Origin of the sequence: Candidatus Alcyoniella australis, from assembly GCA_030765605.1 — a bacterium.
Taxonomy (GTDB): Bacteria; Lernaellota; Lernaellaia; order JAVCCG01; family Alcyoniellaceae; genus Alcyoniella; species Alcyoniella australis.
This window is the reverse complement of record JAVCCG010000072.1, coordinates 58,252-79,932: the sequence shown is the minus strand read 5'-3', so window position 1 is coordinate 79,932 and position 21,681 is coordinate 58,252. Positions and strand designations below refer to the sequence as shown.

The 21,681-nt window shown below is 64.7% G+C and carries 19 protein-coding genes; 17 read left to right on the top strand and 2 right to left on the bottom strand.

Annotation, left to right across the window (positions count from 1 at the left end):
- On the bottom strand, positions 1 to 506 hold a 506-nt coding region (locus P9M14_08270), incomplete at its 3' end, for a hypothetical protein (GenBank protein MDP8255729.1).
- Positions 507 to 916: 410 nt separating this feature from the next.
- Complete coding sequence (locus tag P9M14_08265) at positions 917 to 1,816, bottom strand: class I SAM-dependent methyltransferase (protein MDP8255728.1); 900 nt, start codon at positions 1,814 to 1,816, stop codon at positions 917 to 919.
- A 222-nt stretch (positions 1,817 to 2,038) separates the two neighbouring features.
- Here P9M14_08265 and P9M14_08260 point away from each other — a divergent pair, with 222 nt between their 5' ends.
- The 17 genes from P9M14_08260 to P9M14_08180 all read left to right on the top strand — a co-directional run bounded on the left by P9M14_08260 (position 2,039) and on the right by P9M14_08180 (position 21,439).
- The gene (locus P9M14_08260) at positions 2,039 to 2,425 is read left to right on the top strand and encodes an NADH-quinone oxidoreductase subunit A (GenBank protein ID MDP8255727.1); all 387 of its coding nucleotides are present in this window, start codon (positions 2,039 to 2,041) and stop codon (positions 2,423 to 2,425) included.
- Positions 2,416 to 2,895, top strand: a complete 480-nt coding sequence (locus tag P9M14_08255) for an NADH-quinone oxidoreductase subunit B family protein (protein MDP8255726.1) — start codon at positions 2,416 to 2,418, stop codon at positions 2,893 to 2,895. The genes P9M14_08260 and P9M14_08255 overlap by 10 nt, the downstream gene beginning before the upstream one ends.
- Before the next feature lie 3 nt (positions 2,896 to 2,898).
- Positions 2,899 to 3,393 (top strand): NADH-quinone oxidoreductase subunit C, encoded by a 495-nt coding sequence (locus P9M14_08250; protein ID MDP8255725.1) that lies wholly within the window; start codon positions 2,899 to 2,901, stop codon positions 3,391 to 3,393.
- 2 nt (positions 3,394 to 3,395) lie between these two features.
- A complete protein-coding gene (gene nuoD, locus P9M14_08245) occupies positions 3,396 to 4,574 on the top strand; it encodes an NADH dehydrogenase (quinone) subunit D (protein MDP8255724.1) in 1,179 nt (392 codons plus the stop codon).
- Positions 4,571 to 5,623 carry an NADH-quinone oxidoreductase subunit NuoH gene (gene nuoH, locus P9M14_08240; GenBank protein ID MDP8255723.1) on the top strand — a complete coding sequence of 351 codons (1,053 nt, stop codon included), beginning with the start codon at positions 4,571 to 4,573 and terminating at the stop codon, positions 5,621 to 5,623. The genes nuoD and nuoH overlap by 4 nt, the downstream gene beginning before the upstream one ends.
- On the top strand, positions 5,623 to 6,081 hold the full coding sequence (gene nuoI, locus P9M14_08235) for an NADH-quinone oxidoreductase subunit NuoI (protein MDP8255722.1): 459 nt from the start codon (positions 5,623 to 5,625) through the stop codon (positions 6,079 to 6,081). The genes nuoH and nuoI overlap by 1 nt, the downstream gene beginning before the upstream one ends.
- 1 nt (position 6,082) lies before the next feature.
- Complete coding sequence (locus P9M14_08230) at positions 6,083 to 6,643, top strand: NADH-quinone oxidoreductase subunit J (protein MDP8255721.1); 561 nt, start codon at positions 6,083 to 6,085, stop codon at positions 6,641 to 6,643.
- Positions 6,633 to 6,944, top strand: a complete 312-nt coding sequence (gene nuoK / locus P9M14_08225) for an NADH-quinone oxidoreductase subunit NuoK (GenBank protein ID MDP8255720.1) — start codon at positions 6,633 to 6,635, stop codon at positions 6,942 to 6,944. Before P9M14_08230 ends, nuoK begins: the two co-directional genes overlap by 11 nt.
- A gap of 4 nt (positions 6,945 to 6,948) precedes the next feature.
- Positions 6,949 to 8,898, top strand: coding sequence for an NADH-quinone oxidoreductase subunit L (gene nuoL / locus P9M14_08220; protein MDP8255719.1), 1,950 nt, complete (start codon positions 6,949 to 6,951; stop codon positions 8,896 to 8,898).
- Positions 8,898 to 10,475 (top strand): NADH-quinone oxidoreductase subunit M, encoded by a 1,578-nt coding sequence (locus P9M14_08215; protein MDP8255718.1) that lies wholly within the window; start codon positions 8,898 to 8,900, stop codon positions 10,473 to 10,475. The genes nuoL and P9M14_08215 overlap by 1 nt, the downstream gene beginning before the upstream one ends.
- Before the next feature lie 9 nt (positions 10,476 to 10,484).
- Positions 10,485 to 11,960 carry an NADH-quinone oxidoreductase subunit N gene (locus tag P9M14_08210; protein ID MDP8255717.1) on the top strand — a complete coding sequence of 492 codons (1,476 nt, stop codon included), beginning with the start codon at positions 10,485 to 10,487 and terminating at the stop codon, positions 11,958 to 11,960.
- A gap of 157 nt (positions 11,961 to 12,117) precedes the next feature.
- Positions 12,118 to 13,176, top strand: coding sequence for a TIM barrel protein (locus tag P9M14_08205; GenBank protein MDP8255716.1), 1,059 nt, complete (start codon positions 12,118 to 12,120; stop codon positions 13,174 to 13,176).
- Entirely contained in the window at positions 13,142 to 14,650 is a 1,509-nt protein-coding gene (gene xylB / locus P9M14_08200; GenBank protein ID MDP8255715.1) for a xylulokinase, read from the top strand. Before P9M14_08205 ends, xylB begins: the two co-directional genes overlap by 35 nt.
- Positions 14,647 to 16,329 (top strand): hypothetical protein, encoded by a 1,683-nt coding sequence (locus P9M14_08195; protein MDP8255714.1) that lies wholly within the window; start codon positions 14,647 to 14,649, stop codon positions 16,327 to 16,329. Before xylB ends, P9M14_08195 begins: the two co-directional genes overlap by 4 nt.
- An 18-nt stretch (positions 16,330 to 16,347) precedes the next feature.
- Positions 16,348 to 17,994, top strand: a complete 1,647-nt coding sequence (locus P9M14_08190; protein MDP8255713.1) for a hypothetical protein — start codon at positions 16,348 to 16,350, stop codon at positions 17,992 to 17,994.
- The gene (locus P9M14_08185; GenBank protein MDP8255712.1) at positions 17,991 to 19,199 is read left to right on the top strand and encodes a hypothetical protein; all 1,209 of its coding nucleotides are present in this window, start codon (positions 17,991 to 17,993) and stop codon (positions 19,197 to 19,199) included. The genes P9M14_08190 and P9M14_08185 overlap by 4 nt, the downstream gene beginning before the upstream one ends.
- Positions 19,196 to 21,439, top strand: coding sequence for a DUF4434 domain-containing protein (locus P9M14_08180; protein ID MDP8255711.1), 2,244 nt, complete (start codon positions 19,196 to 19,198; stop codon positions 21,437 to 21,439). Before P9M14_08185 ends, P9M14_08180 begins: the two co-directional genes overlap by 4 nt.
- Positions 21,440 to 21,681: the final 242 nt, after the last annotated feature.

The following is a 21,681-nucleotide window of genomic DNA, read 5'->3' as shown; positions in this document are numbered from 1 at the left end:
TAGAACAAGTGGGCCAACAGTCCCAAGACTTTCTCATCCTCTTTGAGCTTGTCCGATGACTGCTCCGCAGCTTCGTTCGCAGGCGGAGGGGGAGGCGGCGGCGGAGGAGGCGGAGGGGGAGGCGGCGGCGGCGGAGGCGGAGGCGGGGGGGCGGCCCCTTGCGGCTGCTCGGGCTGTTGCTCGGTGTTCTGGTCCTCGGGTTGGCTCATCTGAATCGACTTATTGGCTTCGCGCTCAATCGCGTAATGTCTTAGAAGGGCAACCGTAGCATTGTCGATATATATTTCTTTTTCTTTTTTTGTACGATCAAAGGGCACTATATGAGAAGTGGTTACCTGCTCAAATTGATCGTTTGCGAAGTGGACGTGAATTTGTGCTTGTAGTTCAGGAAAAGAAAAGACCCAGTAAGGCTTACCTTTTTCATCCTTACTATCCAATTTTTTGTTGGTTGGTAGGCGTTTCCCACTTCTGACTTCGTCAAGAAATAATTGGATATCAAAGTTCATGGGTTATCTCCCTAATGTTTCCGGTATCCCTATATCAAGCGCTGATATGGGACGTTTCACGTGACAGAAACCGCCTCGACGCAGTGAAACGGCAGCTTATTTTCGTGACGATGGCCATACATACCGCTTCCGGTGAAGCGCTGTCAATCTGAATTACCGGAATCCCGGAATCTGAAGATAACTTTGTGCCTCTAATTACAGTTCGGTGTCTAAGCGGTTACAGAGATCACGTCGCGCAATATCGCAATCGGTCGATCCGGTCAAGGAATGTTTCCCGATTGACGGCCATCCCCCGTCATCGGGAACGTTTTATAACGATTGCTCTTCACCATCTTCACTTCGACCTTGATCAGCTTGACCACAGACTGCGTAGCGACCAGTGCTTGATTTGTACCCGCGGCACAATGGTGTCAATGGCGAACGGCCACAGCCATGGTCCAATCCGACATTTTCGTCCATTGCGCTCCGCGCAGATTGCCATACACCTGCCGCGGCTCGAGCCCGGCGTGGGCCAGCATCGCGCGCAACTCGTCCGGGCCGTATGCCCGGTGAGCCAGGCTGTATTCGCTGAGCTTGCCGCTGGGCAGCTCGATGATCCAGTAGCGGTCCAGCCGCGAACGGCTTTGCCTGTGCCAGCTAAGCTCCTCGCAGTAGACCTGCGGGCTTGCGCAGAACACGCTGCGCGGCACGATATCGCAAAACGCTCCGGCGTCTGAGCGCAACCCGTGGTCCGAGCAGCATTCGAGGATCAGCGTGCCGCCGGGACGCAGCCAGCTTGCGAAACGCTCGACCAGCTGCGACAGCTCGTCCGGCGGCCAGGTGCTCGGCTCGCCGTAGGTGTAGCAGATGCAATCCAGGCTGTTCGCGGCCAGGCCGATGCGCTGCACGTCGGCCAACATCAGACACGGACGCGGCAGACCGTCGAACAGCCCGGCGGCGTAGCGCAACGCCGCGCGGTTGATATCCGCGCCGAACACCGCAGCGCCGCTCCGCGCCCATTGCCGCAGGTATAGACCCGGGCCGCAGGCGGGCTCGAATACCCGCGAGCCTTGACCGATCTGCGCCATGTGCGCGATCCAGTGGGCCTCGGCCAGCAAGCGCTCCATTTTTCTGGTGCCGCGGTCGGTGGATTGGTCGAGGTGTACCTCGACCATCCGACGGCCGAAACGCGCATCGCCCCAAGGCAGGCGGTAGGCGACCTCGAACGGCGAGGGGCGCGCGCGTCGAGCGGCAATGCGGCGCACCGCGTCCGCGGCTGAGGCCGGCGCGATTTGGCGCAGGCGGCCGATCAGGTCGATAAGGTTGGCCATGGCTTGGTCGTACTCCCCGTGCAAAGTAGGCGATTCTTTGCATCTTGTGAAGTTTGCACTGCGGCCACAGGCTAAATAGAGGGGTAAGCTACGGAAAACATAAGAGAACAGCCGCATCTGCAACTTGACTTTTTAGGCTGCTGATGCTAAATGCCGGTCGGCTAATAGCTGCGTCTTGCTCTGTGTTACTATCGCCAAATTAACAGTCACGGAGGTCTGAGTTTGGACCCCAACACCTCCAGCGCATTCCTGCCATTGTTCGTCTACATCGGCTTCGTGCTGCTGGTGGTGGTCGGTGGAATCATCGGCCTGACCTCGTTGTTCGGACCGCGCAAACCCAGCGCGGAGAAGCTCTCGCCCTATGAGTGCGGCGTGCCCCCGGTGGGCAGCCCGCGCGAGCGGTTCTCGATCAAGTTCTACGTGATTGGCATGCTCTTTCTGCTGTTCGACCTCGAGGTGGTGTTCATTTATCCGTGGGTGCGGATCTACCGCCAGAGCCTCGATGGTTCGGCCGGCGTGTTTCTGCTGGTCGAGATGCTGCTGTTTAGCTTGGTGTTGGTGCTCGGGCTGGTCTACGCCTGGCGCAAGGGAGCGCTACAGTGGGATTAGAAAACAAGATACCCGAGGGCTTCCTGACCACCACGCTCGATGGCGTGATCAACTGGTCGCGGAGTAATTCGATCTGGCCGGTCACCATGGGCCTGGCCTGCTGCGCGATGGAGATGATGGCCGCGTTTCAGGCCAACTTCGACGCCTCGCGCTTTGGCTGGGAGATCTTCCGCGCCTCGCCGCGCCAGGCCGACCTGTTGATCGTGGCCGGCACCCTGACCAAGAAGATGTCCAGCGTGTTGCGTAAGGTCTACGACCAGATGCCCGAGCCCAAGTGGGTGATCGCCATGGGCAGCTGCGCCTGCTCGGGCGGAATTTTCGACTCCTACGCCGTGGTCCAGGGAGCGGATAAGGTGGTGCCCGTGGACGTCTACGTGCCGGGCTGCCCGCCGACGCCCGAGGGCTTGATCTACGGCGTGATGAAACTCCAGCAGAAGATCGCCGAGGAATCGGTGCACGACAGGGAGTAGGGCGTGTCCGACGAACTCGACCAGGGCCTGCCGTTCGCAACGGACCTCGAGCATCCGGCGTTGCAGATCATCGCCGAGCGCTTCGGCGAGGAGCGCCTGGACCACGAGCATTTCCGCGGCGAGGTCGTCTGGACCATCGAGCCTGGCGAGCTGTTGGAGTTCATGACCCTGATCCGCGACCACGAGCGCCTGCGCTTTATCTTCCTCAGCGACCTGGTCGGCCTCGAGGCGATGGCGGGCGAGCCGCGCTTTTGGGTGCTGTACAACGTGCACTCGATCGAGCTGCGGCTGCGGATGCGCATCCGGGTTCCGGCCCACGGCGATAAAGTCCCCTCGATTTGCAGCCTCTACCCAGGGGCCGACTGGCACGAGCGCGAGGCCTTTGACATGTACGGCATCGAGTTCGAGGGGCACCCGCGGCTGAGGCGGATCTACATGCCAGACGACTTCGACGGGCATCCGTTGCGCAAGGACTTCCCGTTGCGGGGCAAGGGCTGAGTATGGGCGAGCGCTTTCACGAGATGACCCTCAACATGGGCCCCCAGCACCCCTCGACCCATGGGGTGCTGCGGTTGGTGCTCAAGCTCGAGGGCGAGACTGTGCTCGATCTCGATCCGGTCATCGGCTATCTGCATCGCGGGATCGAGAAGATCGCCGAGCACAAGACCTATCATCAAATCATCCCGCTTACCGACCGCCTGGATTACACCGCGCCGATCTGCAATAGCTTCGGCTACGCCCTGGCCGTGGAGAAGCTGCTGGGGACCGACGTGCCCGCGCGCGCGCGCCTGCTTCGCGTGCTGCTAAACGAGTTGGGCCGGATCGAGGGCCACCTGCTGTGGCTGGGCTCGCACGCGATGGACATCGGCGCGATGACCGTCTTCCTCTACACCTTCCGCGAGCGCGAGCTGACCTACGAGATTTTCGAGGAGGTCGCTGGCGGTCGGCTGATGGTCAGTTGGATTCGCATCGGCGGCTGCGCCTACGACCTGACACCGCGCGCCGAGGAGAAGCTGCGCGAGTTCGTCGAGCTCTTCCCGCGCAAGATCGACGACTACGAGACCCTGCTGACCGACAACCGCATCTGGCACCGGCGCACCAAGGGCATCGGCGTGCTGCCGCCCGAGGACGCGGTGGCCATGGGCTTTACCGGCCCGATGCTGCGCGGTTCGGGCGTGCCCTACGACGTGCGCAAGACCTATCCCTACTCGGGCTACGACGACCTCGAGTTCGAGATGGCGCTGGCTGGCGCGGCCTGCGATACCTACGACCGCTACCTGGTGCGCATCAAGGAGATGCGCGAGAGCAACAAGATCGTCAAACAGTGTCTCGACCTGTTGCGCCCCGGCCCGATCAATGCCGACCTGCCGCGGGTGGTGCCGCCGCCCAAGGCCGAGGTTAACCACAACATCGAGAGTCTGATCCATCACTTCCATCTGATGACCGAGGGATTTGACGTGCCGCGCGGCGAGGTCTACCAGGCGGTGGAGGCGCCCAAGGGCGAGCTGGGGTTCACCATCGTCTCCGACAGCACGGCCAAGCCCTGGCGGCTGAAGATCCGGCTGCCGAGCTTCGGCAACCTCCAGGGCCTGCCGCTGATCAGCAAGGGACACATGATCGCCGACATCTCGGCGCTGGTGGGCACAACCGACATTTGCCTGGCGGACGTGGACAAATGACGGCAAGCGGTGTGGAGCAATTCAGCTGGCTGATTTTCGCATTTAAAATGCTGCTGATCTTCGCCGGCTTCCTGACGGTCACCGCCTACAACACGCTCTATGAGCGGCGCGTGGCCGCGGCGCTGCAGCAGCGCGTGGGTCCCAACCGCGTGGGGCCGCTGGGCCTGCTCCAGCCGATCGCCGACGGCGTCAAGCTGATCTTCAAAGAGGACCTGACGCCGGCGATGGTCGACCGTTTTCTGTACTTCCTTGCGCCGAGCATCACCATGAGCTGCACCCTGGCGATCATCGCCGTGATTCCGTTTACCGAGAACGCGGTGATCGCCGATTTCAACGTTGGCCTGCTCTACCTGCTGGCGGTCTCGAGCTTGGCGGTCTACGGCATCGTGCTCGCCGGCTGGAGCTCCAACAGCAAGTACAGCCTGCTCGGCGGCCTGCGCTCCAGCGCGCAGATGATCAGCTACGAGCTGGCCATCGGTTTGTCCGTGGCGCTGGTGGTGATGCTCTCGGGCAGCTTCAACCTCAGCCAGGTGATCGCCGAACAGCAGGTGCACTGGAACCTGTGGAAGTACCCGCCGCTGGGGCTGATCGGCTTCTTTGTGTTCTACATCGCGATGCTCGCCGAGACCAACCGCGCGCCGTTCGACTTCCCCGAGGCCGAGCAGGAGCTGGTGGCCGGGTTCCACACCGAGTACTCGGCGATGAAGTTCGCCGGGTTCTACATCGGCGAGTACGGCAACATGGTCGCCGCGGCCTCGATCACCGCGGTGCTGTTTCTCGGCGGCTACCAGCTGCCCCTGGGATTGCAGGCCAAGGTCGCGGCCATCGACGCCTACTGGGTGCGGATGCTGATCGGCCTGGCCGTGATGCTGACCAAGGTCGCGGTGCTGATCTTTACCTACTTCTGGGTGCGCTGGACCCTGCCGCGCTACCGCTACGACCAGCTGATGGAGCTGGGCTGGAAGCGTTTCGTGCCCATCGGCCTGGCCAACCTGATGCTGACGGCAATCTACATGCTGGCCTGGCAGCGTCTGGGGTGGGGGGCCTGATGGGCGCGCTGGGACGCTTCCTGCGTAGCGTGACCCTCTGGGATATCTGGAAAGGGCTGGCGCTGACCATGCGTCACGCGCTGCGTAAACCAGTGACCCTGCGCTACCCCGAACAGCGCCGGGAGGTGGCCGAGCGCTTCCGCGGCAGACATCGCCTGCGGCGCTGGGACGACGGCTCGGAGCGCTGCGTGGCCTGCGGGATGTGCGCGGCGGTCTGCCCGGCGGCCGCGATCTACATCGAACCCGGCGAGACCCAGTACGGCGAGCGCTTTGCCAAGGTCTACGAGGTCAACGCCATGCGCTGCGTGTACTGCGGGTTCTGCGTCGAGGCCTGCCCCTACGACGCGATCGTGATGACCGGGGACTACGAGATGGCCGAATACAACAAGGCCGATTTGCTGTGGGACAAGGATCGACTCACCGAGCCCGATCCCGCGGCCCGGGCGCAGGAGAGTTAAGGTGGAGTTCGGCGCGGCCTCCAGCGTAGTCTTCGCCGTCCTGGCGCTGCTGACCCTGGGCTCGGGGCTGTCGGTGGTGCTGCAGCGCAACCCGATCAACTCGGCGATCTCGCTGCTGTTCGCATTCATCGGGCTCTCCGGGCTCTACATCCTGATCAACGCCCAGCTGATCGCGCTGTTCCAGGTGATGGTCTACGCCGGTGCGATCCTGGTGTTGATCGTGTTCGTAATCATGCTGCTCAACCTCAAGGAGGAGGGGAAGCCCGGCTTCTTCGTGTTGCGCGGGCCCGCGCGGCTGGCCGGACTGCTGGCCGCGGTGCTGCTGCTGGTCGAGGTGCTCTACGTGCTGACCGACCTCGATCCGCGCACGGGCGACGTGCCCGCGAGCACCTTCGGCGACCCCACGGCGTTGGCCGAGCTGCTGTTCACGCGCTACGTGTTCGCCTTTGAGATCGCCTCGGTGCTGCTGCTGGTGGCGATTGTCGGCGCGGTGATCCTCACGCGCAAACCACAAGACGAGGGCGATGCCCACGAGAAACAGGAGGGCGACGATGTCGGCTGAGACCGTATTTAACGGCTACCTGCTGCTGGCCGCGCTGCTGTTCGTGATCGGGATGGCCGGAGTGCTGGTGCGGCGCAACGCGATCGTGATTTTTATCTGCATCGAGCTGATGCTCAACGCGGTCAACCTGACCCTGGTAACTCTGGCCACGCGCATGGGACAGGTCACGGGGCACGCCTTCGTGCTGTTCGTGATGGCCGTGGCCGCGGCCGAGGCCGCGGTGGGGCTGGCGATCATCATCTCGCTGTTCCGCAACTCGGCGACCATCGACGTCGAGCGGATCAACCTGCTCAAGGGATGAATTGATGGGCGACTACCTGTTCCTGATCCCGCTGTTTCCGCTGATCGGCGTGCTGGTCAACGGTTTGGCGGGCAGGCGCTTTTCCGAGCGGCTGGTGGGCCTGATCGGCTGCGCGGCGGTGCTCGGGAGTTTGGTGGTCACGCTGCTGGCGTTTGCCGAGCTGCTGGGCTTGCCACAGGGCCAACATGCCCTGGCCACGCAGCCGCTCTACCAATGGATTTCGGCCGCCACGCTTACCTCGCGGCCGCTGTCGATCCCGGTGCAGTTCATCTTCGATCCGCTGAGCGCGGTGATGTGCCTGGTGGTCGCGGGCGTGAGCCTGCTGATCCACATCTACTCCATGGGCTACATGGCGGGCGAGCGCGGATTCCGGCGCTACTTCACCTACCTCAACCTGTTCGTGTTCTCGATGCTCTTGCTGGTCTCGGGCAACTCGCTGCTGCTGATGTTCGTGGGCTGGGAGGGCGTGGGGCTCTGCTCGTATTTGCTGATCGGCTACTACTACCAAAAGAAGAGCGCGTCCGATGCGGGCAAGAAGGCGTTCATCGTCAACCGCATCGGCGACTTCGGTTTCCTGCTCGGGATCTTTCTCACCTTCTGGTGCTTCGGCGTACTGGAGTTCGACCAGCTTCAGGCCAAGGTGCAGCTCGGCGGGGTCTCGGGCGGGATGATCACCGCGATCACTCTGCTGTTCTTCATCGGCGCCACGGGCAAGAGCGCGCAGATTCCGCTCTACTTCTGGCTGCCCGACGCGATGGAGGGCCCGACCCCGGTCAGCGCGCTGATTCACGCGGCGACGATGGTCACCGCCGGCGTCTACATGGTGGCGCGGCTGAGCTTCCTCTACGTGCTCTCGCCCACGAGCCTGGCGGTGGTGGCCACGGTGGGCGCGGCCACGGCGTTCTATGCCGCGACCATGGGCTTTGCCCAACGCGATCTCAAGCGCATCCTGGCCTACTCGACGATCAGCCAGCTGGGCTACATGTTCCTCGGCGTGGGCGTGGCCGCGTTTTCGGCCGGGATCTTCCACCTAGTGACCCACGCCTTTTTCAAGGCGCTGCTGTTCATGGCCGCCGGCGTAGTGATGCACGCGCTGCACGGCGAGCTGGACGTGCACAAGATGGGCGGCCTGCGCAAAAAGCTGCCGATCACCCACGCGGTGTTCCTAGTGGCCACGTTGGCGATCATGGGCTTCCCCGGCCTCTCGGGGTTCTTCAGCAAGGACGAGATCCTCTGGATGACCTTTAACCGTGGGGCCAGCGGCGGGGCGCTGTACTACGTGCTCTACGCCGTGGGTCTGATCACCGCGGGCATGACCGCGTTCTACATCTGGCGCGCGCTGCTGCTGACCTTCTGGTCCGGGCCGCCGCGCGACGCCGAGCTGCACGAGCAGGCCCACGAGGCGCCGGCCTTGATGTGGGTGCCGCTGGCGATCCTGGCCGTGCTCTCGGTGGTCGGCGGACTGGTGGGCGTGCCCGAAGCCCTGGGCGGCAGCAATCGCATCCACCACTTCCTCGCACAGTCCACATCCGCGCTGCCCCACGCGGGCCATACCTTCGGACACGCGGTCGAGTATGGGCTGATGGCGCTCTCCGTGGCCGTGGCCTTGATCGGCGCACTGAGCGCGATCGTGATCTACCGCAGCGGGCTTCAGCGCGCGGGTCGCATCGTGGCCAAGATCAAAGGCCTGCACCGAGTGGTGTTCAATAAGTACTACATCGACGAGTTCAACGACGCGGCCGTGGTTCAGCCGCTGCGTCGCACCAGCACCAACTTTCTCTGGCGCTTTATCGACGAAGCGGTGATCGATGGCGCGGTCAACGGCGCGGCCTGGCTGGCGCAAGCCCTGGGCGGGCAGCTGCGGCGGCTGCAGGACGGCCGGGTCTCCAGCTACGCCCTGGCCGTGGCCCTGGGCGCGGTGGGCCTGCTGCTGGCCCTGCTGATGGGGGCCTGATGCACTACCTCGATCAGCGTTGGATCAGCCTGGTGACTTTCCTGCCGCTGCTGGCGGCCCTGGCGCTGCTGCTGATCCCCTCGCGCCGCGAGCGCTTGGTGCGCCACTTCACTCTGGGCGCAACGTTGGCAACCTTCGTGCTCTCGCTGCCGCTGTATTTTGAGTACGCGCGGCTGATCGCCCACGCCTCGCCAGCGGCCGGTGTGAAGGGGCTGTTCCTGTTCGAGGTGCCGCTGGAATGGATCAGCGCCTTCTCCGTGCACTACCTGGTGGGCGTGGACGGCATCAGCCTGCTGCTGGTGCTGCTGACCACGTTCCTGGGTCCGATCTGCGCGCTGAGCGCCTATCGTTACATCACGGTGCGCGTCAAGCAGTACATGATCGCGATGCTGCTGCTGCAGTTCGGCATGACCGGCGTGTTCGTGGCCCTGGACATGTTCCTGTTCTACGTGTTTTGGGAGCTGATGCTGATCCCGATGTACCTGATCATCGGGGTCTGGGGCGGGCCGCGCCGGATCTACGCGGCGGTCAAGTTCTTCGTTTACACGATGGTCGGCTCGGTGCTGATGCTCGCCGCGATTCTCTATCTGTATAAGTCGTGCGGCTCGAGCTTCGATTACTTCGAGCTCGCCGCGCGCACGCGAATGCTCGGAGCGACCGCGCAGCTCGTGCTGTTCGCCGGGTTCGCCCTGGCGTTCGCGATCAAGGTGCCGATGTTCCCGTTCCACACCTGGCTGCCCGACGCCCACGTCGAGGCGCCCACGGCGGGCTCGGTGATTCTGGCCGGCGTGATGCTCAAGATGGGGACCTACGGCTTCCTGCGTTTCGCCATCGGCCTGTTCCCCGGCGCCGCGTTCCAGGCCGCGCCCTTGATCAGCATGTTGGCGGTGATCGGCATCGTCTACGGCGCGCTGGTGGCGATGGTCCAGCCCGACGTCAAGAAGCTGGTGGCCTACAGCTCGGTGAGCCATTTAGGATTCGTGATGCTCGGGATGTTCGCCTTCAACACCATGGGCATGCAGGGCTCGGTGTTGCAGATGATCAATCACGGCATCTCCACCGGCGGGCTGTTTCTGCTGGTGGGCATGCTTTACGAGCGGCGACACACGCGGATGATCCGCGACTTCGGCGGCCTGGGCCGCGTGGTGCCGGTGTTCGCCGTGTTTCTGATGATCCTCACCCTGAGTTCGATCGGCCTGCCGGGCACCAACGGCTTTACCGGCGAGTTCCTGATTTTGCTCGGGAGCTTCCGCAACAGCGTACCGCTGACCGTGGCCGCGGCCACGGGCGTGGTGCTGGCCGCGGTCTACATGCTCTGGATGTACCAGCGCGTGATGTTCGGCGAGGTGACCAACGAGGCCAATGCCGAGATCGAGGACATGCGCCCGCGGGAGTGGGCCTACATGCTGCCGCTGGTGCTGATGGTCTTCTGGATCGGCCTGCATCCCAACACTTTCCTGGCGTTGATCGAGCCCAGCGTCAACGCGCTGCTGCAACAGATCGGCGTGACCGATGGCGGCGCCGCGGCCCAGGCCGGGCCCGCGTTGCGTCACGCCGCCGCGATGCTGGCGCCGTAGGGGGATCGGATGAGGCTGCCAGGAGACATGGTCTGGATCGCCGTTGCCCCGCACCTGTTGGTGCTGGTGACCATGACCGTGGTGCTGCTCTCGATCATCGCCCTGGCGCATAAGCCGCGACGCGAGCAGGCCGAGCTGGCCGCAATGCTGACCAGCGCCGGGCTGGCCGCGACCCTCGTGCTGCTGGTTTTGGTCTGGGATCGCGCGGGGATCGAGGCCTTCGGCCGCTGCGTGGCCCTGGACCACTACGGCCTGCTGCTGAGCTTCCTGCTGGTGGGCGCGACCCTGCTGGTGTCGCTGATCAGCCCGCGCTACCTCGAACTGGAGCGGATCGAGTCCGGCGAATACTACTTCCTGTTGCTCTCGGCGTTGTTCGGCGCGATCTGCATGGTCGCGACCAACGACCTCTTAATTATCTTCCTGGGCCTGGAGATCATGTCGATCTCGATCTACGTGCTGGCCGGACTGCTGCAACGCCAGCGGCGCTCGGGCGAGGCCGCGCTGAAGTACTTCCTGCTCGGCGCGTTCGCCACGGCGTTTTTGCTCTACGGCATGGCGCTGCTCTACGGGCAGGGCGGCAGCACGCATTTGCGCGAGATCGCGCGCTCCATGCCCCGCGAGACGATCGTCGGCACGGCCGGGATCGGCCTGCTGATTGTCGGCCTGGGCTTCAAGATCGCGGCGGTGCCGTTCCACATGTGGACCCCCGACGTGTACGACGGCGCGCCCACACCGGTCACCGGGCTGATGGCCGCTGTAGTCAAAATCGCGGCCTTTGCCGCGCTGCTGCGCGTGATCGGCGAGCTGCTCGGACCGTTCCCCGCGCCGGTGCACAACGTCTGGGTCTACACGCTGACCGCCTTGGCCGTGATCACCATGACCTACGGCAACGTGGTGGCGCTGGTCCAGCGCAATATCAAGCGCATGCTCGCCTACTCCTCCATCGCCCACGCCGGGTACATGCTGGTCGGACTGGCCGCGCTGTTCACCAACCCCAATGACGGCGCGGGCTCGCTGCTGTACTACCTGACGGCCTACACCCTGATGAACATCGGCGCGTTCGCCGTGGTGATCGTGGTCAGCGGCCGCAACGAGCAGTCGTTCGACATCGAGGGCTACGCCGGACTGGCCGCGCGAAGGCCCGGTGTGGCGCTGGCCATGGCGGTCTGCCTGTTCAGCCTGGCCGGGATTCCACCGCTGGCCGGGTTCTTCGGCAAGTACTACCTGTTCATCGCCGCGATGCGATCCGGGCTGGTGGGGCTGGTGATCGTCGCCGTACTCAACTCGGCGCTCTCGGTCTACTTCTACATCCGTATTGTCTACCTGATGTACATGCGCGAGCCCGTTGCCGAGCAGCCGCCGACCAACCGCCACTGGGGGCTCTCCCTGGCCCTGGGGCTGTGCGCCGTGGCCGTGCTGCTGCTGGGGCTCTTCCCCAACAGCCTGCTGCGCCTGATCGCCGAATCCCTCGGGGTCTTTTTCTAGATCGAAAAATCGATCTTTGTGTGTGGCGCGAGCTTTCACCAAATAATGTTATTCAAAAATATTCCCATCCCTACAGGGGTTAAGAATGTAGACCTGGGAAGAGCGTCCTGCCATGGAGTACAATGGCAAATTAAAATTTGAAGGCACGGAGGGCAGGATGATCAGACCCAGGAACAGCGTGGGGATCTGGGGTTTCGGGCCCACGGCCACGCGCTTCATGCCCGGCGGCTACCATCCTGCGGCGCATCAGCAGAGCGTCGTGGAGTGGACCAAACGCGCGGTGGACGGTCTGGGCGACCTGCTCGACGGCCTGGAGTTCCACTATCCCGGCGAGTGCAACGAGGACAACCTGCCGCAAATCCAGCGCGCACTGGGCGGCTCGGTCGACCTCTACTGCCTGGCCTTGGGGCTTTTCTCCAATCCGCGCTACGCAAAGGGCAGCTTTATCAATCCCAGCGCCGATCTGCGCCGCGAGGCGATCAACGTCGCCAGGCGCGCCGTGGACATGGCCCAAGCGGTGGGAGCGCGGCTGATCGTCTGGCCCGGCGGCGAGGGGTACAACTATCCGTTCCAGGTCGACTTCGTCAATGCCTGGACCTGGTTTATCGACGCGCTGGCCGAGATCACCGCGTACGCCGCGGACAAGAACGTGACGGTCTTTTTGGAGCACAAGAACTCCGAGCCCGCGATGAAGATCCTGATGCGCGACATCGGCATGACGCTCTACACGATCCAGAAGGTCGGGCAACGCGGCGTGGACACCGCGAACCTGCTGGTCAACATGGACTGGCAGCACCTGGTGATGAACGGCGAGAACCTGCCCGAGTACGCGGCGCTGCTGATGGCCGAGGGCAAGCTGGGGCACCATCACAGCAACTCGGGTTGGGGCACGTTCGACGACGACAATATGACCGGCGCGCTGTGCTTCATGCAGACCCTGGCGCTGGCCAAGGAGCTGCAACTGGGCGACTACGGCTCGGGCGGCGAGCGCGTGGGCTTCGACCTCTTCCCCTACACCGAGGACCCGGTGGCCGCGGTACGGCGCAGCATTCTCAATTGGGAGTGGATCTGGGACCGCGCCGAACAGATCGACAGTGGACGGCTGCGCGCGGCACGCGCAGAGTCGGACGCGGTTGCCGCGCTGACCGAGGTCTACCGCGCACTGGGGCTGGACGAGGAATATGAGCGCCGGATCGTCGAACGCAAGCGCTCGTAAGCCGCTGCTGCTCGGGCTGGACCTGGGCACCGGATCGGCGCGCGCGCTGCTGATCGACCCTGCGGGTCGGATCGCGGCCCAGGCTGCGGCCGAATATCCGTTGAGCGTGCCGCGTCCGGGCTGGGCCGAACAGGATGCGCGGCAATGGCGCGACGCCGCGCTGTCGGCCGTGGCCACGGTGGTGAAAAAGGCGCGCGGACGGTCGATCGTCGGTGTGGGGCTCACCGGCCAGATGCACGGCAGCGTGTTTCTTGACAGTCGCAATCGCGTGATCCGGCCGCCGCTGCTTTGGAACGACCAGCGTACGGCCGAGCAGGCGCGCTGGATCGAGGAGACGGTGGGCCGCTCGCGGCTGATTCGCCTCACCGGCAACCGCGCGCTGACCGGATTCACCTCGCCCAAGATCATCTGGCTGCGCCAGATCGAGCCGCGACGCTTCGCGCGGCTGCGCTCGGTGCTGTTGCCCAAGGATTATTTGCGCTACGTGCTGACCGGGGTCAAGGCGCTGGAGTGCTCGGACGCCAGCGGCACGGGCCTGTTCGACGTCAGGCAACGTTGCTTCAGCTCCGAGGTGCTTGATGCGCTGGATCTCTCGCCCGAGCTGTTCGGGCCGGTCTACGAGGGGACCGAGGTCTGCGCCAAGGTCTCGGCGCGCGCAGCCGCGCTGTGCGGCCTGGCCGCGGGCACGCCGCTGGTCGGCGGCGGCGGTGATCAGGCGGCCGGAGCGGTGGGCGCGGGTGTTGTGCAGCGCGGCGGGCTGATGATCAGCCTGGGCACCTCGGGCGTGGTGTTCGCGGCTGACGACCGTTATCGCTACGAGCGACGCGCACGGCTGCACGCCTTTTGCCACGCCGCGCCGGGCCTGTGGCACCTGATGGGCGTGATGCTCAACGCCGGGGGCGCGCTGAGCTGGCTGCGCCAAACCCTGGGAGGCGTGAGCTACGGGCGGCTGCTGGCCGAGGCCGCGCAGGTCGAGCACGGGGCCGAGGGGCTGATGTTCCATCCCTACCTGATGGGCGAGCGCACGCCACTCAATGCGCCGGGCGCGCGCGGCAGCTTCTACGGCCTGACCCTGCGTCACGGACGCGGCCATTTGGTGCGCGCCTGCCTCGAGGGCGTGGCCTTCGGCTTGCGCGAGGCGCTGGACCTGGTGCGCTCGCTGGGCGTGGAGGCCCAATTTGTGCGGCTTTGCGGCGGCGGCGCACGCTCGACGCTGTGGAGTACGATCATTGCCCAGACCCTGGGCTTGCCCATCACCCGGCTCGCGACCGAGCAGGGACCGGCCTTTGGCGCTGCGCTGCTCGCCGGGGTTGGGGCCGGGGTCTACGCCGATCTGTCGGATGCCTGCTCGCGGGCCGTGCGCTTGGGGCCGACCATCGATCCCGATCCCGCGGAAGTCGCCGCGTACGACGAATTGTTCCAGCATTGGAAGAGGGTGCGCTCGCTGCTCGAGCCGCTCTACGCCGAGCGATGAACGCACACGACCAACCCGCATCGAGACGCTCGCGCACTGTGTTGCTGCTGCTTTGCGGGCTGATCCTGATCCACCTGTGCACCAACCTGCTTTGGATGAGCTTTTGCACCCACGCGCCGTCGCACTACCCGCACAACGACTACCCCGGGGCGATGGACCGCGGCCTGGTGCTGCTCGCCGACTACCCGCCGCAGCTGGTGGAGTGGAACTACGACCGCGTGCGGATTCTGGCGCTCGATTTCGCCGGGAGCATTGCCGTGGCCCTCGGGCCGAGCTATCTGACGCTGTCGCTGGCCTCGACCATCGCGCTGATTATGCTGATGATCGGCTGCTTCGAGCTCGGCCGCGAGCTGCGCGACGAGTGGACCGGGCTGCTGGCCGCGGCGCTGATCTCGTTCTACCCGATCAGCTATGCCTTCTCGCGCATCCTTCAGGGCCAGATCCAGGAGATGATGTGGACAGTCTGGCTGGCGCTGCTGGCAATCAAGCTTAGCGCGGCCCTGGCCGACGACGAGGCGTCGATGCGCACGCGGGAAATAGTGCTCGCGGTTTTACTTGCCCTCGGCTGGCCTCTGGCGTTCCTCACGCCGGTGGAGATGACCTACGTATTTCTGTTCTGGCTGGTGGGCTGGACCGTGATCGGCTGGCTGCTGCTCAAGTCCTTGATCGCGGCTTTGCGCGGCAACGCGCAACGCAGGCTGCGGCGGGTGCTGATCGTGGTCCTGCTCGGGTTGTGGATCGCGGCGATTACAGCCGTGCTCTACTATCCGGACTACGTGCTGGCCGGGCGCAAGCTGCCGATGCAGTACTACGGCGCCGAGGCCGCGGGCCAGGGCGATCTGGGCATGGGGCTGCCCGGCTGGGCCGGATTGCTGTCGTACCCGCGGGAGATGGCCTGGGAGACAGTGGGGTTGCTGGCGAGTGTGGCGCTGCTCCCTGCGTTGCTGCTGATGCTCCTCGACCGGCGTGCCAGGCAGCGCGACACGCTGTTGCTGTGGCTGATCGTGCCGTTTGTCGTGCTCAATCTGTCGGTCAAGAAGTGGGGCTACTACCTGTGCAACGTCTACCCGGCGATGGCGCTGATCACGGCCCTGGGCGTGGCCGCGCTGCGGCCGCGTTGGCTGCGCGTGGGGCTGGGCGTGCTGCTGGTGCTCTGCGGCTGCGTGATGATGCAGCTGCGCAGCTTCAGCATCGATCCGTTCCACTGGCCCGAGGTGCTCGGCGTGAACTACTACCACCCCAATCCCTATGTGCGGCAACCGACGCAGGATCCGATGAACGCGCTGTACTCCCACGCCGCGGGCCTGATCCAGGATGAGCTCGATGGTCTGCAACGGCCCGCGGGGATCACGCGCATCGGCATGCTTAAGGTGCCGGGCTTTGGCACCTCGTTGATCGAGTACTACCTCAAGCTGCACGGCGAGAAACGGGCGCGGATCGAATCGGCCGTCGACGAGCACAGCGGCGAGCTCGCGCCGTTCGACCCCTTTGACCTGCTGGTGGTGGTCTGGCCCGGCGACCTGGTCTATCGCTCGGGCGCGCGCGATCATCAGCCGCACTTCGGCGAGATCATCGACCCGCCGACGCGCGAGCAGATGCTGGGCTGGGTGCGCGATGACGGGCGCTTCGAGCCCGCGGGCGCGGCCGGCCCGTTCACATTTTTCCGGCGCGTGCGCTGACGCTATGCTCGGTGCCAGGTGAACCCCGGCGGCGATAATCCCGGTAAAGCGCGGTGGCGTCTGCTGCTGGCGCTGCTGATCGCCTTTTTGCTGGCGCAGAACGTGCTGGTGCTGCTCAGCATCGACTATCCCCCGGCGTCCTATCCGCACTTTACCCACAGCGCGGTGCTGCTCAAGGCCTACACCCTGGGCGAGCAACTGAGCGCGGACCAGGTCTGGTCGACCAACCGGCGCTTCAACCTGATGATCGGCGCGGCCGCGTTGATCGTGCGCGCCCTGGGCCCGAGCTACCTCAGCGTCTGCCTGATCTCGAGCCTGGGGCTGATCGCGCTGCTGATCGGCGTATACGTTTTGGGTTCGATGCTCGCCTCGGAGCGCGCGGGACTGGCGGCCGCGGCGCTGCTCTCGTCGTTCCCCATGGTTTGGGGCCTGTCGCGTCTGCTCGAGGAGCAGGTGCCCGACGCGGCGTTGGCGGTCTGGACCGTGGTCTGCACATTGGGATTGGCGCGGCGACCGGGCGCGGCTTGGGCCGTGCCACTGTGCGCGCTGCTGGTGCTGGACTATTTGTGGCCCAAGGAGATCACCTACCTGATCATCCAGTTGCTGTTCGTGGGACCGGCGATGGTCGCGGCGTTGCTGTTCCCTGCGATGCGCGAACGTCCGTTGCGGTTGCGAGCGTTGGCCTGGACCGCGGCTGCGGCGCTCGGGGCGGCGGTGATCTGCCTGGGCTCGATCCAGGCCGAGCTGCGCGATCAGCTGGCGTCCCTGGCCGGCTACTATACGAACGAGGCGTTCGCCAACCCCGAGTACGAGGTCACGTCGCTGACCGCTCATCCGTTCTACGCGCTGCTGTACTACCCTTACGCAATGCTCGTCTCGCACGTCGGATTGTGGGGCCTGCTGTGCGTGGCGGCCTGCGCGCCCTGGGCCTTTGTCCGTCGCGCGCCGGGTCGACGGCTGTTGGCGATCTGGCTGTTGGTCCCGTGGTTTGTGCTGCTGGCGCTGAGCAAGAAGCAGGACATGTACGGCATCGGCTTTCTGCCGCCGTTGGCCCTGCTGGCCGCCGTGGGCTGGGAGCGGATCCCCGGCGGGCGCTGGAAAGCATGGCTGAGTGCGGTGGCGCTCTGCGCGCTGCTGCTGCTCGGGCTGCAACGCACCCTCGAGCCCGGCGGCGGCCCGTCAACGATCAAACGCAGCATGCTGCCGCTCAACGTCGATCGCTACGACTGGCCGATCGAAGCGCCGCGCGACGGTCTGCTCTATCAGCACGTCGGTCAACAGATCGTCCAACGCGCTCGCGAACTCTATCCTGACCGCGATCCGCTGCGTATCGGCTTGGCCAAGTATCCCAACTACGATTTCGATCCGATATCGTACTGCGTGATGGTCCGCGATCCGCGGCTGCGCCTGGTGCGAATGGTCAACGACATCGACGTGCAGCTCGATATCGGGCGGCCGGTCGATCTGGTGCTGACGTTTTGGCCCAGCGACATCCAAGTGGCCGTGGGATTTTGGTCGCGGGAGGCCTACGACGAGTTCCCGGTGCCGCCCGAGCTGAGGCCGGACGGACTGGCGCGGCAACTGGCGCAGGCGGGATATCAGCCCGCGGGACGCATCGGCGCGATCCGCTTTTTCGCGCCGAGACAAAGCTTGGAGGAACCATGAGAACAATCCTGATTTCGGCGTTGACCGTGATCTTGATGGCAGCTTACTGTCTGGCGGCCGACCCGCCGGACAACGTGTTGGTTTGCGATGTGACCGCCCACCAGCAGGTGCGGCCGCAGGTGGCGGCGGACGGCGACAAGGTCTACGTGGTCTGGGAGGACTGGTCGAACTACGAGCCCGAGGTGCGTATTGCGCGCTCGATCGACGGCGGCATAAGCTTCGGCGAGTCCGTGCGCGTGGGCGAGAGCACGCCCCAGCCGCAGCTGCGGCCCGACGTGGCGGCACACGGCCACGCGGTCTGGGTGGTTTGGGCCGACCGCCGTTCGGAACTCAATTACGACGTGTACTGCGCGCGCTCCACTGACGGTGGCCGTAACTTCGAGCGCGAAGTGTTGCTCGCAGCCGGGGCGCGCAACAGCCAGCTTGATCCGCGCATCGCCCGCGGCCCCTCGGGCGAGCTGGTGGTGGTCTGGGCCGACAATCGCGACACTACCGAGTACGACTATGGCGTGGTCTGGAACGTCTACGCTGCGCTGAGCATTGACAATGGCGCGAGCTTTGCTCCGGCGGTGCGCGTGGACAACGCGGCCTACAGCTACGCGTTGTGGCCCGACGTGGCCGTGGGCGACGACGGCACGATCCACGTGCTCTATCGTGACTACAGCGGCGCGATCCTCCACGCCGCAAGCCTCGATGGCGGAGCGAGCTTCGGCGCGGCAAAGGCCGTGTCGGACGGCGGTGGCGGGCACGTCCAGCCGCGGGTGGCGGTGGATGGCGATCAGGTTTGGGCCGTGTGGTCCGACAGCCGCGAGGCCGCGGCCGGCCGCGATCCGACGTTGGTATTTAGCAACTACGCCCCGCTGGACGTCTACGCCGACATCAGCGTCGACAACGGCCAGAACTGGGGCGCGGATTTCCGCGTTAATCCCACGCAGCTGATGTATCAACTGCGGCCCGACGTGGATGCGCAGGACGGATTCGCGGTGGTGGCGTTCAGTGACGACCGAGAGGTGGGGGATTTCCACATCTACGTTTGGCGTAGCGACCTTGATCAGGAGCAGCGCCTGGACGACGACGAGCGCCGGGCCGAGAAGACCTGGCCCGCGGTGGACGTGGATCAGGGTCGGGCCTACGTGGTCTGGCAGGATGACCGCGGGGGCGACTACGACGTGTATTTAGCCGTGATCGAGGAGGTCGAACCATGAGCGCGCGCGCGATTTTACGCTGGCTGTTGCTCGCCTTGCTGTGCCTGATCGTCGCGGGCCTTGCCGCGTGCGACGCTGACGATGACGACGACGACGGCGGCGACCACGCTGACGATGACGACGAGACGATCGTGTTGCAGCTCGACGGCGTGTTTCTCGATCCGCTGTGGAACACCGGGCTCGAGGCCGACGAGCTGTCGGCCAAGCTCGGTCGCGCGAAACAGGAGCTGCAAGCCAAGATTGTGATTTTGCCCTGGACCCTGTTGCACGACGAGGCGCTCTACGCCTCGTCGCGCTTCGAGCGGATGGACGGTCTGGCAGTGGACGATTTGGTGACCGCGCTGCTCGACGCTGCGCAAGAAAACCAGATGCAAGTAGTGATCGGCCTGAGCGCCGCGCGCAACGCCGCGGAGATCAACCTCGATCCCGAGGCCGCGGAGGTCGCGCGCCAGACCGCGCTGGTCCAGGAACTCAGCGCGTTGTACGCCGATCATCCGGCGCTGCTCGGGTTCTACCTCAACTACGAGCTGACGGCCGAGCCCGGACCGCAGTGGCTCTCGCTGCTGACCAAGGTCGCTGACGCATGCCACGACGCGGCGCCCGACCAACAGTTGTGGATCAGCGCGTGCTACCCCGGACCGCCGCTGACCCTGATGGTCGATGAGATTTTGCGACGCGACAGCGACGTGCAGATTGAAGAAATCGACGACTCGCAATTTCGCGCGTTTTGGGCGCGCAGCTGGATCGAGGCGGCGATGGCCTGCGGGGTCGACGTGCTGCTGATCGCCGACCGGATCGGCGCACATCGCAACAACTGGATTACCCTCGAGCGCGACTACGCCTCGCTGCTCGAGGCGCGCACGATGCTCGGCGCACAAGTGGAGCTGGCCGCGCAGGTCGAGCTGTTCGACACGGTGGACCAAGGGACGCTGCGTCCCTGGCCCGGACCGGCCGACCCCGAGCGCGTGGAGCAACAGATCGAGCTTGCGCAACGCTATACGGGGCGCGCCGTGGGCTATAGTTGGGATCTGTTCGACGAGCAGGCGCAGCAGCCCGACACGGCCCTGGCGGCCGATGTCGAACTCGAGGACAGCGCGCTGTGGATCGACGAGCATTTACACGCCAAGTGCTGGCGCGACGGTCAGATCGTCACGGTGCGCGACGGCCAGTGGCCGGTGGACGCGGGCTCCAACTGGTGGCAGGAGGACGCCTGTTGGCTGACCGGGATCTACTGCTCGGCCCAGAGCTTCCGCTACGCGGTCACGGGCGATCCCGAGGCCGCGGAGTATGCGCGACGCGCCTGGCAGACCCTGCACAACATGTCGCACACCACGCCGCTGCCCGGCGAGGTAGTGCGCAACTACACCACATACTTCTTTGAGCAGCTCGTGCCGCTGCAACCCAATTCGGACACGATCAAGCGTTGGCACCGCCACCCGGTCAAGGAGCTGTACTGGGTGGGGGACATCTCGATCGACCAGCTCGCGGGCTATCTGCCGGGGATCGCCAACTACTACGACCTGGTGGCCGACGAGCAGGAGCGCGCCACCATCCGCCAGGACGTACACGAGATCATGACGTTGATCGTGGATAACGGCCTACGGGCCGTGCAGTTCGACGGCCAGAACGCCACCTTCGGCAACCTGCGCGCCTCGCCCTCGCTGGCACTGTGCTTTTTACAGATCGCCTGGCACATCACCGGCGAGCAGCGCTTCCGCGATAAGTTCCTCGATATCTACTACGGCGAACGGATGGATCAGGCCACGCTGCTGGTCTACTACGCGATGCACAACATCGCGCGCAAGTACGGCGGCCAGCACTTCCTCGACTCGGGGTTTTACCACCTGCTGGCCTACGAGGAGGATCCGCAGATCTACGGCGAATTGGCGCGGGTGCTGGACTACATCTACGCCGGCAGCCACGACTTCGGCAACGCGGCGGCCAACCTGACCCATCGCGCGCACAACCCGGATTCCAACGGCGGGCTGATCGCGCTCAACGAACTGCAGCGCACCGACGTGCCGATGCTCGATAACGGCTATTGGTATGCCACGGTCAATCAGGACTACTCGGCCGGAGACGTCTACATCCCCATCGAGCGCCGGCCGGCCAAAGAGTACTACTGGTCTTACGCGCCGGACTGGAAAGCCACGCCTCGCGGCGGGCCGTACAACCGCTATGCCGGGGCCGAGTGGCTGATGGTCTACTGGGGCGGACGCTACCACGGCTGGGTGCGGTAGCCCGGAATATTAATGAGGCTTCTACTGCGGCGCACAATCTGCGCGCAATAACTTTGTCATCCTCGTCGATCCATCCTCGACGTACCTCAGCGGGTACGCCTGCGGAGTATCGACTCGGCTTCCTAGTTCTTGCGGCATCTTGCACGCCTCGTATACGAATCTCCATTAATAATCCGGGCTAACACGCAGCGTTGGCGTAAAGAAAATCTCCGCGTCGCGGGGTCTATCGCTGTTAAATGAAG

Excerpts from the sequence above, each read along its gene's own strand:
- P9M14_08265 (MDP8255728.1), bottom strand. The coding sequence starts at position 1,816 with ATGGCCAACCTTATCGACCTGATCGGCCGCCTGCGCCAAATCGCGCCG.
- nuoD (MDP8255724.1), top strand. The coding sequence starts at position 3,396 with ATGGGCGAGCGCTTTCACGAGATGACCCTCAACATGGGCCCCCAGCAC.
- nuoH (MDP8255723.1), top strand. The coding sequence starts at position 4,571 with ATGACGGCAAGCGGTGTGGAGCAATTCAGCTGGCTGATTTTCGCATTT.
- nuoI (MDP8255722.1), top strand. The coding sequence starts at position 5,623 with ATGGGCGCGCTGGGACGCTTCCTGCGTAGCGTGACCCTCTGGGATATC.
- nuoK (MDP8255720.1), top strand. The coding sequence starts at position 6,633 with ATGTCGGCTGAGACCGTATTTAACGGCTACCTGCTGCTGGCCGCGCTG.
- nuoL (MDP8255719.1), top strand. The coding sequence starts at position 6,949 with ATGGGCGACTACCTGTTCCTGATCCCGCTGTTTCCGCTGATCGGCGTG.
- P9M14_08215 (MDP8255718.1), top strand. The coding sequence starts at position 8,898 with ATGCACTACCTCGATCAGCGTTGGATCAGCCTGGTGACTTTCCTGCCG.
- P9M14_08210 (MDP8255717.1), top strand. The coding sequence starts at position 10,485 with ATGAGGCTGCCAGGAGACATGGTCTGGATCGCCGTTGCCCCGCACCTG.
- P9M14_08205 (MDP8255716.1), top strand. The coding sequence starts at position 12,118 with ATGATCAGACCCAGGAACAGCGTGGGGATCTGGGGTTTCGGGCCCACG.
- xylB (MDP8255715.1), top strand. The coding sequence starts at position 13,142 with ATGAGCGCCGGATCGTCGAACGCAAGCGCTCGTAAGCCGCTGCTGCTC.
- P9M14_08195 (MDP8255714.1), top strand. The coding sequence starts at position 14,647 with ATGAACGCACACGACCAACCCGCATCGAGACGCTCGCGCACTGTGTTG.
- P9M14_08185 (MDP8255712.1), top strand. The coding sequence starts at position 17,991 with ATGAGAACAATCCTGATTTCGGCGTTGACCGTGATCTTGATGGCAGCT.
- P9M14_08180 (MDP8255711.1), top strand. The coding sequence starts at position 19,196 with ATGAGCGCGCGCGCGATTTTACGCTGGCTGTTGCTCGCCTTGCTGTGC.